Genomic DNA, 14,336 nt, shown 5'->3' on the forward strand with positions numbered 1-14,336 from the left:
CCCGTGGCCGCCGTCCCGGCCCAGCCCGGCTCGGCCGAACGGCCGCTGACCGCGGCTCACCTGCAACTGAGGGCACGTCAGCCAGTTGCAGGTGCTGCCGTTCCCCTGCGCGCAGTTCCCCGCGCCCCTGGGGTGACCACGTACGTTCCCGGCGCCCTGCGGGGCTAACGGGCGTGGCAGTCGGCCAGGTGGTCGTTGACCAGGCCGCAGGCCTGCATCAGGGCGTAGGCGGTGGTGGGGCCGACGAAGCGGAAGCCCTGCTTCTTGAGCTCCTTGGCCAGCGCGGTGGAGCCCGGGGTGACGGCGGGCACGTCGGAGAGGGCGTGCGGGGCCGGGCCGGGCTCGGGGGCGTGACGCCAGATCAGGGCGTCCAGACCGCCGTCGAGTTCACGGGCCACCCGGGCGTTGGCGATGGTGGCCTCGATCTTGGCCCGGTTGCGGATGATGCCGACGTCCTGGAGCAGCCGCTCCACGTCCCCGTCGCCGAACTCCGCGACCCGTTCGATCGAGAAGCCCGCGAAGGCCGCCCGGAAGCCCTCCCGGCGCCGCAGGATGGTGATCCAGGAGAGCCCGGACTGGAAGGCCTCCAGCGCCACCCGCTCGAACAGCGCGTCGTCGCCGTGCACCGGCCGGCCCCACTCGGTGTCGTGGTAGACCCGGTAGTCGTCGGCCGAGTCGCCCCAGCCGCAGCGCTTCAGGCCGTCCGCGCCGAGCACCGCGCCTCCGGTCATCAGGCGTCCCCGTCCCGGCCCTTGGTCAGCTCGACGGACGAGGCGACCGCGGCGGCGGCCTCCGCGGCGGCGGCGGAACCGACGGCGGAACCGGCCCCGGCCGGTACCGCGGCGGCCTCCAGCTCGGCGATCCGGGTGTCGCGCAGCGCGAGCTCGGCGCCGAGCCGGTCCAGCACGTCGTCCACCTCGTCCATCCGGTAGCCGCGCACGGCCATCGGCAGGCGGATCTCGTCCACGTCGGTGCGGCTCAGCGGGCGGTCCTGCGGGAGCCGGGCGGCGATCCGGTCGTGCTCCGCCTCGGGCAGGGTGCCGCCCCCGCCGAGGGCCACCAGGGCCGTCCCGCCGATCACCACGGCCATCGCCACCACGACCAACCAGAACACGAGCTGTCCTCCAGTACTCCGGTGGGCCCGGCACGAGACGAGAGAGATGGGATCATGGTCCCCGAACAGACCGGGGCCCATCATTGCACCCGGGCGAGCCGTGGAGGAGACACCGGTGGCACTGCGTCTGGGCCCGCGCGAATTCGGCGCCGACGAACTCGTCATCATGGCGATCGTCAACCGCACGCCCGACTCGTTCTTCGACAAGGGGGCGACCTTCGCGGACGAGGCCGCCTTCGCCGCCGCGGACCGGGCGGTGGCCGAGGGCGCGGCGATCCTGGACATCGGCGGGGTGAAGGCCGGGCCGGGCGAGGAGGTCACCGTCGAGGAGGAGCTGCGCCGCACGGTGCCCTTCGTGGCGGAGCTGAGGAAGCGTCACCCCGGGGCCGTGATCAGCGTGGACACCTGGCGGCACGAGGTCGGCGAGGCGGTCTGCGAGGCCGGCGCCGACCTGCTGAACGACGCCTGGGGCGGGGTGGACCCGGAGCTGGCCGCGGTGGCCGCCCGGTACGACGTGGGGCTGGTCTGCACGCACGCTGGCGGGGCCGAGCCGCGCACCCGGCCGCACCGGGTCGGGTACGCCGACGTGATGGCCGACATCCTGGACGTCACGGTCGGGCTGGCCGAGCGCGCGGTGGGGCTCGGGGTGCGGCGGGACGCGGTGATCATCGACCCGGGCCACGACTTCGGCAAGAACACCCGGCACTCGCTGGAGGCCACCCGCCGCCTGCCGGAGATGACCGCGACCGGCTTCCCGGTGCTGGTCTCGCTCTCCAACAAGGACTTCGTCGGCGAGACCCTCGACCGGCCGGTGGACGAGCGGCTGCTGGGCACCCTGGCCACCACCGCGGTCTCGGCCTGGCTGGGCGCCCAGGTCTACCGGGTGCACCAGGTCGCCGAGACCCGCCAGGTGCTCGACATGGTGGCCTCGATCCGCGGCACCCGGCCCCCGGCGGTGGCCCGCCGGGGGCTCGCGTAGCCGAGGACCGTCAGACCTCCTCCGCCGGGCGGCGGCTCTCCTCCAGGATCTTCAGCACGTCGTCGATCTCGTCGGTGACGTGGAACAGCTCCAGGTCCGCGGGGTTGGCCTTGCCCTGGGCGATCAGGGTGTCCCGCAGCCAGTCCACCAGGCCGCCCCAGTAGGCGGTGCCGAAGAGCACCACCGGGAAGCGGGTGACCTTCTTCGTCTGCACCAGGGTGAGCGCCTCGAAGAGCTCGTCCAGGGTGCCGAGCCCGCCCGGCAGCACCACGAAGCCCTGCGCGTACTTCACGAACATCGTCTTGCGGACGAAGAAGTACCGGAAGTTCAGCCCGAGGTCGACGAACTCGTTCAGCCCCTGCTCGAAGGGCAGCTCGATGCCGAGCCCGACGGAGAGGCCGCCGGCCTCCGAGGCGCCCCGGTTGGCCGCCTCCATGGCGCCGGGCCCGCCGCCGGTGATGACCGCGTAGCCGGCCTCGGCCAGGGCCCGGCCGATGGCCACCCCGGCGGCGTACTCGGGCGAGTCGACCGGGGTCCGGGCGGAGCCGAAGACGCTGACCGCGGCCGGGAGTTCGGCCAGGGCGCCGAAGCCCTCGACGAACTCGGAGGTGATCCGCCAGACCCGCCACGGGTCGGTGTGCAGCCAGTCGGTCGGGCCGGTGGTGTCCAGCAGCCGCTGGTCGGTGGTGCCGGTGCTGACCTGGTCCCGGCGGAGCAGCACCGGGCCCTTGCGCTTCTCCGGCACGCTCTTCTTCTCGGGGCGCTCGTCGGTTCCGTACGTGGTGTTCTCGTCTCCTGTGCCTGTCATGACGGAACAGTACGCCCGTTGATCCCCTTTGTCGGGGAAAAACGGGCGGTACGCCAGGTGACGGTCAGTCGGCGGTGAGCCAGACCCGCAGGCGCTCCTCCACCTCGGCGATGGCGCTCAGCGAGCAGTGCTCGTCCCGCTTGTGGGCCTGGTTCGGGTCCCCCGGGCCGTAGTTGACGGCCGGGACGCCCAGCGCGGAGAACCGGGCCACGTCGGTCCAGCCGAACTTGGCGCGGGCCTGGCCGCCGACCGCCTCCAGGAAGGCGCGGGCGGCGGGCTGGTCCAGGCCGGGCAGCGCGCCGGGGGCGGTGTCGGTGACCTCCACCTCGTAGCCGGCGAACACCTCGCGCACGTGCTCGGCCGCCTCTGCCTCCGAACGGTCCGGCGCGTAGCGGAAGTTCACGTGCACCAGGCACTCGTCCGGGATGACGTTCCCGGCCACGCCGCCACTGATCCGGGTGCAGTTGAGGCCCTCCCGGTACTCCAGGCCGTCGATCTCCACCCGGCGCGGCTCGTAGGCGGCCAGCCGGCGGAGCACCTCGGCGGCCTTGTGGATGGCGTTGTCGCCCAGCCAGCTGCGGGCGGCGTGGGCCCGGGTGCCGGTCAGCTTCACGTCGGCCCGCAGGGTGCCCTGGCAACCGCCCTCGACCATGGCGCCGCTGGGCTCCATCAGGACCGCGAAGTCGGCCGCCAGCCAGTCCGGGTGACGCTCCGCCAGGTGGCCGAGGCCGTTGTGCGCGGCCTCGATCTCCTCGCAGTCGTAGAACACGAAGGTGAGGTCGCGGTTGGGCTCGGTCACGGTGGCGGCCAGCCGGAGCTGGACGGCCACGCCGGACTTCATGTCGGAGGTGCCGCAGCCGTAGAGCAGGTCGCCCTCGACCCGGGAGGGCACGTTGTCGGCGATCGGCACGGTGTCCAGGTGCCCGGCCAGCACCACCCGCTCGGCCCGGCCCAGCTCGGTGCGGGCCACCACGTTGTTGCCGTACCGGTCCACCCGCAGGTGCGGCAGGGCCCGCAGGGCGGCCTCGACCGCGTCGGCCAGCGGGCCCTCGGAGCGGCTCACGGAGGGGAAGTCGACCAGCTGCGCGGTGAGCGCTCCGCCGTCGAGGGTCAGGTCGAGCCGCTGGGCCGCGGTGGCGTCGGAGCTGGTCATGCCCGTCAGCGTAGTGGGGCCCGCGCAACCGCGGGCACCGCACAGCCGTCCGAGTGGGTACGGTGTCCGGGCGGATCGGGCGAGGAGAGGACGGGACCTGTGGCGGAGACTACGACCGAGGAGACGGCGGGCCGTCGGCGGCGGCCGGTGCGCCGGGTGCTGATCGGGCTGACCGTGCTCGCGATCGTGGGCGGCGCCGTGGTCTATTTCAACAAGGACACCCTGATCCCGCCGCCGGAGGGCTGCAAGGTGGCCACCGCCTCCGGGCAGGGCCAGCTGGAGCTGGCCCAGGCGGCCAACGCCGCCACCATCTCCGCCGTCGCGCTCTCCCGCGGCCTGCCCGAACGGGCCGTCACCATCGCCCTGGCCACCGCGATGCAGGAGTCGAAGCTCTACAACCTGGACGGCGGCGACCGCGACTCGGTCGGACTGTTCCAGCAGCGGCCGTCCCAGGGCTGGGGCACCGTGCAGCAGATCAAGGACCCGGTGTACGCCACCAACAAGTTCCTGGACGGCCTGGTGAAGGTGAACGGCTACGCCCGGATGCCGCTCACCGACGCGGCCCAGGAGGTGCAGCGCAGCGGGTTCCCGCAGGCGTACGCCAAGCACGAGACCAACGCGACCCTGCTGGCCTCGGTGCTCACCGGCCGCGAGCCGGCCGCGCTGAGCTGCGTGGTGCACGACCCCGCGAAGACCGCCGCCGCGGCCGCCCTCGGCGATGACGGCAAGCCGCTGCCGGGCACGGCCGACCGGGCCCGGCGGGAGTTCGGGAAGCTGGTCACCACCACGCCCGCCGCCCCGGCCGCCAAGGACCCGCGCACGGTGCTGGCGCTCTCCCCGCCGGCCGGGCCCGCGCAGCGGCAGACCGGCTGGGCGCTGGCCCAGTGGGCGGTGTCGCAGGCCGCCGACCTCGGGATCGGTCAGGTCGCCTACGACGGGAAGGCGTGGCGGGTGGACCGCCCGGCCGACGGCTGGCAGCCGGCGGGCGGCGAGGCGGCCGGGGCGGAGAAGGTCCTGGTCACCCTCGGCACCAGGGCCGGGGATTGACGCACTGGTGAGCCAGTACCGGCCGACCGGGTGATTCGCGTCAACCGCGGTGGACGGTGCGGGCCGCCCCGGGGCACTCCGGGCCGGACGGTGGAGCACGGCGCCCCTCCCCTTGCGGGACGGGCGCCGTGACGTTTCGTCAGGGGTCCGGCGCACGGGGCGAAATGTTCCGAATGCCGGAAAGAGGATCGTCCGACCTTTGCCAAGCCTTGACCTCGGACCCGCGAAACCTTCTCGGCCCTGCGGCGGTAATCAGTCGTCCGCCCGACGGACGACCCCTGGCGCCCGAACACCCGACCCATGCCGGGGGCCCACCTCTCAGGAGCAGGAGCACCATGTCTCGTCCCCTCACGCGCCGGATCGCCCAGGCCGCGCTGCTCGTCGCCGCCGCCGCGACCCCGCTGGCCGCCGCCGGCGCCGCGTCCGCAGCGGACCTGCTGCCGAAGACCGACCTGGGGGCCGGCCTGAGCCAGCTCGACAACCCGAACAACACCCTCCAGGGCGCCACCCACGACGCCGGCGTGGCCGCCGCCGACACCACCGCCGCCACCGTGCAGACCGGTGTGCCGGCCTCCGCCGACGTGGCCGGCAAGGCCGTCGCGGGTGCGCTGCCCGACGCCGACCAGGCGCTCGGCAAGGTGGCCGGCCCGGCCGCCAAGACCACCGAGACGGCCGGCACCCTGGCGGCCGTGGCCGGCAAGGCCACCCCGATGCTGGTCGACCGCCTGGCCCCCGCCGTCACCGACAAGGTGCCACACCTGCCCGGCTCCCCCGCCGCGACCCGCTCCCTGCCGGGCACCGGCCTGCCGCTGAGCGACCTCACCTCCGGCTCGCTCACCGGCACCGCCGCCAGCGCGCTGCCGACCGGCGGCGTGCCGGACCTCGGCGTGGTCACCGACCACCTGCCCGGCGGCCTGGGCCACATGCTGCCCGACACCGGCAAGCTGCCGGTCGACACCCAGGACCCGACCGACCACTCCAACCGGCTCGGCGGCGCCCCCGGCCTGGGCGACGCCACCGGCGCGCTCGGCCCGGTGAGCGGCCTGCTCGGCGGCGGCCTCCCGCTGCTCGGCGGCTGACGCCCCGTCACCACGCCGAAGGGGCGCGCACTCCGTGGAGTGCGCGCCCCTTCGGGCGTTCGGCGAGGTCAGCGCTTGAGGCGCTCCACCGCCGAGGCCACCCGCTCGTCGGTCGCGGTGAACGCGACCCGGACGAACTCGGCCCCGGCCGGGCCGTAGAAGTCGCCGGGCGCCACCAGGATGCCCAGCCCGGCCAGTTCGGCCACCGTCTCCCAGCACGGCCGCCCCTGGGTCGCCCAGAGGTAGAGGCTGGCCTCGGAGTGCTCGATCCGGAAGCCGTACCCCTCCAGCGCCGCCCGCAGCGCCGAGCGCCGGGCCGCGTACCGGCCCCGCTGCTCCTCGACGTGGGCGTCGTCGGCCAGCGCGGCGGCGGTGGCCGCCTGCACCGGGGCGGGCACGATCATGCCGCCGTGCTTGCGGATCTCCAGCAGCTCCTTGACCACCACCGGGTCACCGGCCACGAAGGAGGCCCGGTAGCCGGCCAGGTTGGAGCGCTTGGAGAGCGAGTGCACCGCGAGCAGGCCCTCGTGGTCGCCGCCGCAGACCGCCTGGTCCAGCACCGAGACCGGCTCGGCCTCCCAGCCCAGCTCCAGGTAGCACTCGTCGCTGACCAGCAGCACCCGGTGCTCCCGGGCCCAGGCCACCGCGGCCCGGAGCTGATCGGCCGTCAGCACCCGGCCGGTCGGGTTGGAGGGCGAGTTGAGCCAGAGCAGCCGGACCCGGGAGGGGTCCAGCTCGTCCAGCTCGCCGTACTCGACCGGCTCGGCACCGCAGAGCCGGGCACCCACCTCGTAGGTCGGGTACGCCAGCTTCGGGTAGGCGACCTGGTCGCCCGGGCCGAGGCCCAGCTGGGTCGGCAGCCAGGCCACCAGCTCCTTGGAGCCGACGGTCGGCAGGATCGCCTCGGGGCCGATCTCGGCCCCGAGGCGGCGGCGCAGCCAGCCGGCGATGGTCTCGCGCAGCTCCACCGGACCCCAGACGGTCGGATAACCGGGGGTGTCGGTGTGGGCGGCCAGCGCCTTCTGGATCAGCTCGGGCACCGGGTCGACGGGGGTGCCCACGGAGAAGTCGCAGAGCCCGTCCGGGTGCGCGAGGGCCGTCCGCTTGTACGGCTCCAGCTTGTCCCAGGGGAAGACGGGCAGCAGGTCGGAGACGCGGCGCGCCGCCCCCGGGTGGCCCGGGAGCGGCGCGTGCGTGCTGTCGTTGCTCACAGCTGGTCGGCCACCGATCAGTGGTCGGCGTTCTGCGGCGGGAGGGCCGCGATGAACGGGTGGTCCGAGTCGATGACACCCAGCTTCGAGGCACCACCGGGCGAACCGAGATCGTCGAAGAACTCGACGTTCGCCTTGTAGTAGTCCTTCCACTCCTCCGGAGTGTCGTCCTCGTAGAAGATCGCCTCGACCGGGCAGACCGGCTCGCAGGCGCCACAGTCGACGCACTCATCCGGGTGGATGTAGAGCGAGCGCTTGCCCTCGTAGATGCAGTCAACCGGGCACTCTTCGATGCACGCCTTGTCCTTGACGTCGACACAAGGCTGCGCGATGACGTAAGTCACGCTGTCGTTCCTCCTCGGTGGGGCGGCTGCCCAAACTATTGGCTTGTGCGCGGGTGAGCGCGGCGTCGTCGATGCCCGCCCCTAGTATCGCGGGTCAGAGACAGCAAATGCACAGGAGGTGCCCTTGATGACGGGTGGAACCACCGCCGGAGGACGTCCCGAAGTCCGTCTGGACGGCTCTGACGTGGGACGACGCGTCTCCGTGCGCCGTCTCTCGGAGGTCGTGGACGACCGGCCGGTGTTCCGCGATGTGATCGGCGTGCTCACTTCCTGGGACAGCGAGGGGATCACCGTGGTACCGCGCGACGGCGGCGCGGTGACCATCCCCCGGCAGCTGCTGGTGGCCGGCAAGCCCGTGCCGCTCTTCCCGGCCCGCCGGAGCCCACTGCCCGTCAGTTCCCCCGTGGAGCTGCAGCGGACCGCCGCCCGGGGCTGGCCCGCCGTCGAGCAGGAGCCGCTCGGCGAGTGGACCCTGCGGGCGTCCTCCGGCTTCACCCGGCGGGCCAACTCGGTCCAGGCGCTGGGCGGTCCCGGCCTGCCGCTGCCGGAGGCGCTGGCGGCCGTGGACCGCTGGTACGAGGCCCGGGGTCTGCCCGGGTACGTCGAGGTCTCGGTGCCCGGCTCGCCGGAGGGGCTGGCCGAGGAGCTGGCCCGGAGCGGCGCCGAGCTGGCCCCCACCCTGGTCCGCACCGCGCCGCTGGCCGGGCTGGTGAGGCTCGGTCAGGGCCACGACCGGGTGCGGCTGTCCCGGACCGCGGACGCCTCCTGGCTCTCCCGCTACCGCCGGGTCGGCGACGACCCCGCGCTGGAGCGGGCCGCCCACCAGGTCCTGCACGGCGGGCCCTCGGTCTGGTTCGCCACCGTACCGGGGCCCGGCGGCGCCGCGCCGCTGGCCATCGGACGGTGCGTCATCGACGGGGCCTGGGCCTGCTTCGGGGCCGTGGAGGTGGCCCCCGAGGCCCGCCGGACCGGGCTGGCCTCCACGCTGATGGCGGTGCTCGCGGCCCGCGCCGCGGAGGAGGGCGCCACCGGCGGCTACCTCCAGGTCGAGGCGGAGAACGCGGGCGCGATCGCCCTCTACGACCGTCTGGGCTTCACCACCAGTCACACTTACCACTACGCCCGCCTCCCCCGGCGGTAGCGTCACCGGAGAGTGTGGACTGTTGACCGAACAGAGCCGTGCACGTTTCCGCGCCGAGGCCAGGGCCGACCAGCCCGACCCGGTGCTGCTCTGCGTGCTCGCCGCCGCCGAGCACACCCTCGCGCCCTCGGCCGAGGACCCGGAACCACCCGCCCTGGACGAGCTGGTGGCGGCCTGTCAGGCCGCTCTCGACCGGCACGCCGCCGCCGTCCGGCTGGCCGTCGCCGAGCGCGCCCCCCGCACCCCCGACGAGGTGGCCGCGCTGCTCGCCGCCGTGCTCGGCGGCCGGGAACGCTTCCACGGCCGCCCGGCCGACTACCGACGGCTGGAGTCCTCGCTCCTGCCCGACGTGCTGCGGCGCCGGCGCGGCCTGCCGATCATGCTCTCGCTGGTCTGGCAGGACGTCGCCCGACGGGCCGGCCTGACCGTCCACGGCATCGCCCTGCCCGGGCACTTCATCGTCGCGGTCGGCGGCCCGGACGGCGGCGAGGAGTACGTGCTGGCCGACCCGTACCACGGCGGGCGGCTGCTCGACCTGCCCGACGCGGCCCAGCTGACCCGGGCCACCGGGCACCACTTCTCCCCCGAACTCCTCAGCCCCGCCGCCCCGCTGGACACCGTCCACCGCGTCCTCGGCAACATCCGTGCCTGGGCCGCCGACCGCCCGGAACACGCCCGCACCCAGCTCTGGGCCACCGAACTCGCCCTGCTGCTCCCCCGCCACCCCGCCCAGCTCCGCCTGGAACGGGCCGAACTCCTGGTCCGCACCGGCGACTTCCTCTCCGGCGCGGCCGAGATGGACGCCTACGCGGAGATCCTCGACACCTTCGACCCCAAGGCCGCCGCCCGCACCCGCCACGAGGCCCGCGCCGCCCGCCACCGCCTCAACTGACCGGAAATCCCTGGCCCGTTCGGCCCCGCTGCCCCTAGGGTCGCCCCCGTGATCGACGCGACGAACGTGCCGGGCGCGCCCGGGTGGTGGGACGGCATGCGGAGCATTCCGGCGGGCCGCTGGGGGCTGCTGCTGGCCGTTCACGCGGTGGCGGCCTTCCTGGCCTCGGCGGTGTACCTGGGCCAGAGCTTCGCCGCGGCGCTGGTGCTGGGCGGGCTGGTGGCGGCCGGTGCCTGGTACACCGTCCTGCGGATCCTGCGGCCGGGCACGGAGGCCCCGCCGGCCCCGGGGCGGCTGCCGCTGCTCTGGGCCTGGCTGGTGCTGCTCGACCTCCCCGGCCTGCTGGACGCGTTGCGCGACCTCGACGGCGTCACCGTGTCCGCACAGCTGCGGGCGCTGGCGAGCCTCGTCGACCTCGGCCTGCGGTACCTCTTCGCGCTGCTCCCGGTCGTGCTGCTGCTCGAAGGGCGCGGCCCGCTGCGCGCCGTGCGGCTGCTGCACCGCTCCCGGCGGACGGTCGTCCCGGTGGCCGCGGTGGTGGTGCTCGGGTTCGTGGCCGAACAGGTCTTCCAGTACGTCCTGTTCGCCTCGACCCTGGACGCCGCCCCGGGCGAGTTCGCGCCCCAGCTGACCGGCACCCTGCTCTTCGCCGCCGTCCGGGGCGCCCTCACCACGGCGACCCTCTACGTCACCTACCGCCTGGCCACCGCCGAAGAGCCTCAGCCCGTCTGAGCCCCCGTCAGGGCCGGCGCCTTCTCCCGGCCCGGCCGGGCAGCCCTGGGCGCCCCCGGAACCGCTTCGAAAGCCCGCCGCAGGCGAACCCCCTCACAGCCAGCCCTTCTCCCGGGCCAGCCGCACGGCCTCCGCCCGGTTCCGGGTCGCCGTCTTCTGGATCGCCATCGACAGGTAGTTGCGCACCGTCCCCTCGGAGAGGTGCAGCCGGGCCGCGATCTCGGAGTTGAGCGCCCCGTCGGCCGCCGCCGAGAGGACGTCGCGCTCGCGGGCGGTCAGCGGGTTGGCCCCCTCGGCGAGGGCGGCGGCGGCCAGGGTCGGGTCGATGACCCGTTCGCCGCGGAGCACCCGCCGGATCGCCTCGGCCAGTTCGGCGGCGGGCGCGTCCTTCACCAGGAAGGCGTCCGCCCCGGCCTCCATGGCGCGCCGCAGGTAGCCGGGCCGCCCGAAGGTGGTGGCGATGACGATCCGCACCCCGGGCGCGGACTTCCGCACCGCGGCGGCCGCCTCGATCCCGGTCATCCCGGGCATCTCGATGTCGAGCACCGCGACCTCGACCTGATGCTCCGTCACCGCCGCGACCACCTCGTCGCCGCGCGAGACCTGCGCGACCACCTCGATGTCGCCCTCCAGCGAGAGCAGCGCCGCCAGCGCCTCCCGCACCATCCCCTGGTCCTCGGCCAGCAGCACCCTGATCACTCGGGCACCCTATCGGCCACCGCCCGCAGCGGCACCGACGCCTGCAGGCGGAAGCCCTTCCCCCGCTCGCCGGGCCCGGTCGCCAGCCCGCCGTCGACCAGGGCGAGCCGCTCGCGCAGGCCGGAGAGTCCGTTCCCCGCCTGGGACTTGCCGGCGCCACGGCCGTTGTCGGTGACGGTGAGGACGGCGTAGCGAGTGCCGTCCTCGGCCCAGTTCTCGTCCAGGGTGACGGTGCAGCGGGTGGCGCCCTCGCCGTGCCGGATGACATTGGTGACGGACTCGCGCAGCGCCCAGGCGAGCACCCCGGCCTCCTCGCCGTCCAGGCCGGGGCGCGGGTCACCGAGCGCCGGGTCGGCCTCCAGCCGGATCTGAGCGGCCGTCAGGGCGGTTCGGGCGGCGGAGAGTTCGACCGGGAGGGTGGGTCGGCGGTAGCCGCCGACGGCCGCCCGGACGTCGGTCAGCGACTGCCGGGCGACCTGCTCGATCTCGGTGAACTGGGCCCGCCCGGCCTCCTCCTTGCCCGCGTCCATCAGCCGCCCGCCGAGCTGGGCCTTGATGGTGATCAGGGAGAGCGAGTGGCCGAGCAGGTCGTGCAGGTCGCGGGCCATCCGCAGCCGCTCCTCGGCCACCGCCAGGTGCGCCACCGTGGCCCGGGCCTCCCGGAGTTCGCGCATCGTGCCGACCAGCCGCTGCAGGCCGACCATGGCCAGCCCGCTGAGCAGGCAGGGCAGCAGGATGGCGGCCAGCAGGCCGGAGTCGGCGTGCACCAGCAGGGCGACCGCGAGGGCCAGCAGGGTGACCCCGCCGACCCCGTACAGCCCGTACTTGGGCGGCAGCACCGCGCCGAAGCAGACCGAGGTGTACGTGAACAGGGTCAGCCACGCCGGGCCCAGGCCGAAGGAGGTGACCACCGCGAGCAGCAGCATGGTGCCGGCCACCGGGAGGCCGATCCACCACCGGTCGTGGGCCAGTGAGCGGACCGCGACCATGCCCAGGTAGGAGACCAGGAAGACGGTCAGCGCGCACCAGCCGAACACCTTTCCGGCGGCGGTGTGCTCGTCGCCGGTCAGGTCCTCCACCGGGTAGTAGAGGTAGATCATCCAGAGCGACATCCAGCAGATCTTGACGACCAGTTGGCGCAGGTTGTCCACCGGCGCGCCCGGGATGACGCGGAACTCCCCGCCCCCTCCCGTCGGTTCGGCACCGGCTCGGGAGGTGGCGGGGAGCTGCTTCGGCATGGGCCACATCATGCCTGCTTGGTGTCCTTGCGGTAGAGGTGGGCGGCGGCGGCCACGAAGACCGCCAGGAAGGCGCCCAGCCCGGCCAGCGCGCCGAAGTCGAAGCCGTGGCCCGGCTGCACGAAGGTGGCCAGCTGGTTGTACAGGTAGACCGGGTTGAACCGGGCGAAGGACTCCAGTGAGCCGCCGACCGGGAACCAGGTGCCGCCGAGCAGCGCCATCAGCATGTAGACGATCATCACGATCGGCTGCACCGCGTCCGGCTGGGCCGCGTAGCCGAGGGCCACGCCGAGCGCGGCGAAGACGAAGCTGCCGGCCCAGAGCACGGCGGCCAGCGCGACCCACTCGGTGGGCGAGAGCGAGACGCCCTCGACCGCGCCGATCAGGAAGACCACCACGATCGCGGGCAGCGTGGTCACCGCGCAGGAGGCGATCTTGGCGATGGTGTAGGCCCGGCCGGGCAGCGCGGTCAGCCGCAGCTGGCGGACCCAGCCGCTCTTGCGCTCCAGCGAGATCCGCTGCGCGCTGCCGGTGAGCACCGCGCCGACGGAGCCGAAGGTGGCCATCGAGACCATGAAGTAGGTCTTCACCTGCATGCCGTTGGCCAGCGGCGAGGTGCCGTAGGCGTTGATGAAGAAGACGTAGAGCAGGGCCGGGTAGAGCACCGTGAACATCAGGTACCGCTTGTTCCGCAGGGTGCGCAGGATCTCCAGCTGGATCAGGGTGTTCATCGCGCGCGCTCCCCGTCGGTGTCGGTGCCGGTGTCGGTGCCGTCCGAGGCGTCGGCCTCGCCGGTGATGGTCAGGAAGGCCTGCTCCAGGCCGAGGCCGGTGACCTCCAGGGCCCGGGGGTAGAGCCCGGCCCGGTAGAGGCCGGCCACGCCGGCGTCGGCGTCGGTGGTGCGGATCCGGACCACCCGGACGCCGTCCGGACGGACCGTCAGGTCCAGGCCCACGGTGCCCGGCAGGGCGCGCAGCACGGCCTCCTCGACCGGGCCGTCCGCGGGGTGCAGCTCGCAGGAGATCCGGCGGGCGCCGGCCTTGGCCTTGATCTCGGCGGCGGTGCCGTCGGCGATCAGCCGGCCCCGGTGCAGCACCAGCACCCGGTCGGCGATGGAGTCCGCCTCCTCCAGGTAGTGGGTGGCGAAGAGCACGGTGCGGCCGGCCTCGGCCTCGGCCCGCATGGCGGCCCAGAACTGTTGACGGACCGACACGTCCATCCCGGTGGTGGGCTCGTCCAGCACGATCAGGTCGTTGGCCCCGGCGATGGCCAGTGCGAAGCGGACCCGCTGCTCCTGGCCGCCGGAGAGCTTGTCGACCTTCCGCTCGGCCAGCTCGGTGATCCCGGCTCGCTCCATCACCTGCTCGGGACGGTGGCCGCGGGGGTGCACGTCGCAGGCGAACTTCACCAGCTCGCGGACCTTCACCTCGCCCAGCAGACCGCCGCTCTGCAGCATGGCGCCCACCCGGCCGGTCTCGATCGCCGCCCGCGGGCTGCCGCCGAACAGCGAGACGCTGCCGGTGTCCGGCTCCCGCAGGCCGAGCAGCAGGTCCAGGCTGCTGGACTTGCCCGCGCCGTTCGGTCCCAGCAGGGCCACCGTCTCGCCGGGCCGCAGCACCAGGTCCAGGCCGTCCACCGCCCGGACCGTGCCGTAGTTCTTGCTCACCTGCCGGAAGGCCGCCACCTCGGTGGCCGTGTCCGTCGCGACGCTCATCGCGCTTCCCTCTCTCCCCGTCCGCTCTGACTCCTCAAGAGTCGCGAAAACGGCGGAGCGCGGGCAGTGCGGGGCGTCGGGGGGGGGGGGCGGGGGGGGGGAATGAAGGGAACACCCCGCGCGAGCCAACTCGCTGCTAGAGGGACAGAAGGACGACGGGAAGGGAGCACCAGAGGGATGAGCCA

Annotated in this window: 16 protein-coding genes; 6 read left to right on the forward strand and 10 right to left on the reverse strand. The window is 74.1% G+C overall.

Annotated features, from left to right (window positions below; genetic code table 11):
• Positions 1-164: 164 nt before the first annotated feature.
• Both ACWCYY_RS39665 and ACWCYY_RS39670 read right to left on the reverse strand, forming a co-directional pair.
• Positions 165-731, reverse strand: a complete 567-nt coding sequence (locus tag ACWCYY_RS39665; RefSeq protein WP_345287289.1) for a DNA-3-methyladenine glycosylase I — start codon at positions 729-731, stop codon at positions 165-167.
• Entirely contained in the window at positions 731-1,114 is a 384-nt protein-coding gene (locus ACWCYY_RS39670) for a DivIVA domain-containing protein (RefSeq protein WP_345287287.1), read from the reverse strand. Before ACWCYY_RS39670 ends, ACWCYY_RS39665 begins: the two co-directional genes overlap by 1 nt.
• A gap of 166 nt (positions 1,115-1,280) precedes the next feature.
• On the opposite strand from ACWCYY_RS39670, the gene folP reads away from it, so the two are divergent.
• Positions 1,281-2,093, forward strand: a complete 813-nt coding sequence (gene folP / locus ACWCYY_RS39675) for a dihydropteroate synthase (RefSeq protein WP_345287412.1) — start codon at positions 1,281-1,283, stop codon at positions 2,091-2,093.
• Positions 2,094-2,103: 10 nt separating this feature from the next.
• Here folP and ACWCYY_RS39680 read toward each other — a convergent pair whose 3' ends face one another.
• Positions 2,104-2,901, reverse strand: coding sequence for an LOG family protein (locus ACWCYY_RS39680; RefSeq protein WP_345287282.1), 798 nt, complete (start codon positions 2,899-2,901; stop codon positions 2,104-2,106).
• Positions 2,902-2,965: 64 nt separating this feature from the next.
• Positions 2,966-4,054 carry a succinyl-diaminopimelate desuccinylase gene (gene dapE / locus ACWCYY_RS39685; RefSeq protein WP_345287280.1) on the reverse strand — a complete coding sequence of 363 codons (1,089 nt, stop codon included), beginning with the start codon at positions 4,052-4,054 and terminating at the stop codon, positions 2,966-2,968.
• A gap of 99 nt (positions 4,055-4,153) precedes the next feature.
• Here dapE and ACWCYY_RS39690 point away from each other — a divergent pair, with 99 nt between their 5' ends.
• Together ACWCYY_RS39690 and ACWCYY_RS39695 are read left to right on the forward strand one after the other, a co-directional pair.
• On the forward strand, positions 4,154-5,101 hold the full coding sequence (locus ACWCYY_RS39690; protein WP_449798849.1) for a hypothetical protein: 948 nt from the start codon (positions 4,154-4,156) through the stop codon (positions 5,099-5,101).
• Positions 5,102-5,436: 335 nt separating this feature from the next.
• Positions 5,437-6,180, forward strand: coding sequence for a hypothetical protein (locus ACWCYY_RS39695; RefSeq protein WP_380149402.1), 744 nt, complete (start codon positions 5,437-5,439; stop codon positions 6,178-6,180).
• Positions 6,181-6,248: 68 nt separating this feature from the next.
• On the opposite strand, the gene dapC is transcribed toward ACWCYY_RS39695, so the two are convergent.
• Complete coding sequence (gene dapC / locus ACWCYY_RS39700) at positions 6,249-7,391, reverse strand: succinyldiaminopimelate transaminase (protein WP_449798850.1); 1,143 nt, start codon at positions 7,389-7,391, stop codon at positions 6,249-6,251.
• A 17-nt stretch (positions 7,392-7,408) separates the two neighbouring features.
• Entirely contained in the window at positions 7,409-7,735 is a 327-nt protein-coding gene (gene fdxA / locus ACWCYY_RS39705; protein ID WP_345282199.1) for a ferredoxin, read from the reverse strand.
• A gap of 127 nt (positions 7,736-7,862) precedes the next feature.
• Between fdxA and ACWCYY_RS39710 the strand changes: the two genes are divergently transcribed.
• The 3 genes from ACWCYY_RS39710 to ACWCYY_RS39720 are packed head-to-tail and all read left to right on the forward strand — an operon-like array spanning position 7,863 to position 10,500.
• Positions 7,863-8,876 carry a GNAT family N-acetyltransferase gene (locus tag ACWCYY_RS39710; protein ID WP_449798851.1) on the forward strand — a complete coding sequence of 338 codons (1,014 nt, stop codon included), beginning with the start codon at positions 7,863-7,865 and terminating at the stop codon, positions 8,874-8,876.
• A gap of 22 nt (positions 8,877-8,898) precedes the next feature.
• On the forward strand, positions 8,899-9,768 hold the full coding sequence (locus ACWCYY_RS39715) for a transglutaminase family protein (protein ID WP_380149408.1): 870 nt from the start codon (positions 8,899-8,901) through the stop codon (positions 9,766-9,768).
• 48 nt (positions 9,769-9,816) lie between these two features.
• Positions 9,817-10,500, forward strand: coding sequence for a hypothetical protein (locus ACWCYY_RS39720; protein ID WP_449798852.1), 684 nt, complete (start codon positions 9,817-9,819; stop codon positions 10,498-10,500).
• Positions 10,501-10,593: 93 nt separating this feature from the next.
• On the opposite strand, the gene ACWCYY_RS39725 is transcribed toward ACWCYY_RS39720, so the two are convergent.
• The 4 genes from ACWCYY_RS39725 to ACWCYY_RS39740 are packed head-to-tail and all read right to left on the reverse strand — an operon-like array spanning position 10,594 to position 14,151.
• A complete protein-coding gene (locus tag ACWCYY_RS39725; protein ID WP_380149455.1) occupies positions 10,594-11,166 on the reverse strand; it encodes a response regulator in 573 nt (190 codons plus the stop codon).
• A 29-nt stretch (positions 11,167-11,195) separates the two neighbouring features.
• On the reverse strand, positions 11,196-12,437 hold the full coding sequence (locus tag ACWCYY_RS39730; RefSeq protein ID WP_345282195.1) for a sensor histidine kinase: 1,242 nt from the start codon (positions 12,435-12,437) through the stop codon (positions 11,196-11,198).
• A gap of 8 nt (positions 12,438-12,445) precedes the next feature.
• Positions 12,446-13,168, reverse strand: coding sequence for an ABC transporter permease (locus ACWCYY_RS39735; RefSeq protein ID WP_345282193.1), 723 nt, complete (start codon positions 13,166-13,168; stop codon positions 12,446-12,448).
• On the reverse strand, positions 13,165-14,151 hold the full coding sequence (locus ACWCYY_RS39740; RefSeq protein WP_345282191.1) for an ABC transporter ATP-binding protein: 987 nt from the start codon (positions 14,149-14,151) through the stop codon (positions 13,165-13,167). The genes ACWCYY_RS39735 and ACWCYY_RS39740 overlap by 4 nt, the downstream gene beginning before the upstream one ends.
• Positions 14,152-14,336: the final 185 nt, after the last annotated feature.

Source organism: Kitasatospora sp. NPDC001664 (assembly GCF_053596675.1).

What these genes read in the sequence shown, in the direction of transcription:
- ACWCYY_RS39665 (WP_345287289.1), bottom strand. Translation starts at nt 731, where the DNA reads ATGACCGGAGGCGCGGTGCTCGGCGCGGACGGCCTGAAGCGCTGCGGC.
- folP (WP_345287412.1), top strand. Translation starts at nt 1,281, where the DNA reads ATGGCGATCGTCAACCGCACGCCCGACTCGTTCTTCGACAAGGGGGCG.
- ACWCYY_RS39680 (WP_345287282.1), bottom strand. Translation starts at nt 2,901, where the DNA reads ATGACAGGCACAGGAGACGAGAACACCACGTACGGAACCGACGAGCGC.
- dapE (WP_345287280.1), bottom strand. Translation starts at nt 4,054, where the DNA reads ATGACCAGCTCCGACGCCACCGCGGCCCAGCGGCTCGACCTGACCCTC.
- ACWCYY_RS39695 (WP_380149402.1), top strand. Translation starts at nt 5,437, where the DNA reads ATGTCTCGTCCCCTCACGCGCCGGATCGCCCAGGCCGCGCTGCTCGTC.
- ACWCYY_RS39710 (WP_449798851.1), top strand. Translation starts at nt 7,863, where the DNA reads ATGACGGGTGGAACCACCGCCGGAGGACGTCCCGAAGTCCGTCTGGAC.
- ACWCYY_RS39725 (WP_380149455.1), bottom strand. Translation starts at nt 11,166, where the DNA reads ATGGTGCGGGAGGCGCTGGCGGCGCTGCTCTCGCTGGAGGGCGACATC.
- ACWCYY_RS39730 (WP_345282195.1), bottom strand. Translation starts at nt 12,437, where the DNA reads ATGCCGAAGCAGCTCCCCGCCACCTCCCGAGCCGGTGCCGAACCGACG.
- ACWCYY_RS39735 (WP_345282193.1), bottom strand. Translation starts at nt 13,168, where the DNA reads ATGAACACCCTGATCCAGCTGGAGATCCTGCGCACCCTGCGGAACAAG.
- ACWCYY_RS39740 (WP_345282191.1), bottom strand. Translation starts at nt 14,151, where the DNA reads ATGAGCGTCGCGACGGACACGGCCACCGAGGTGGCGGCCTTCCGGCAG.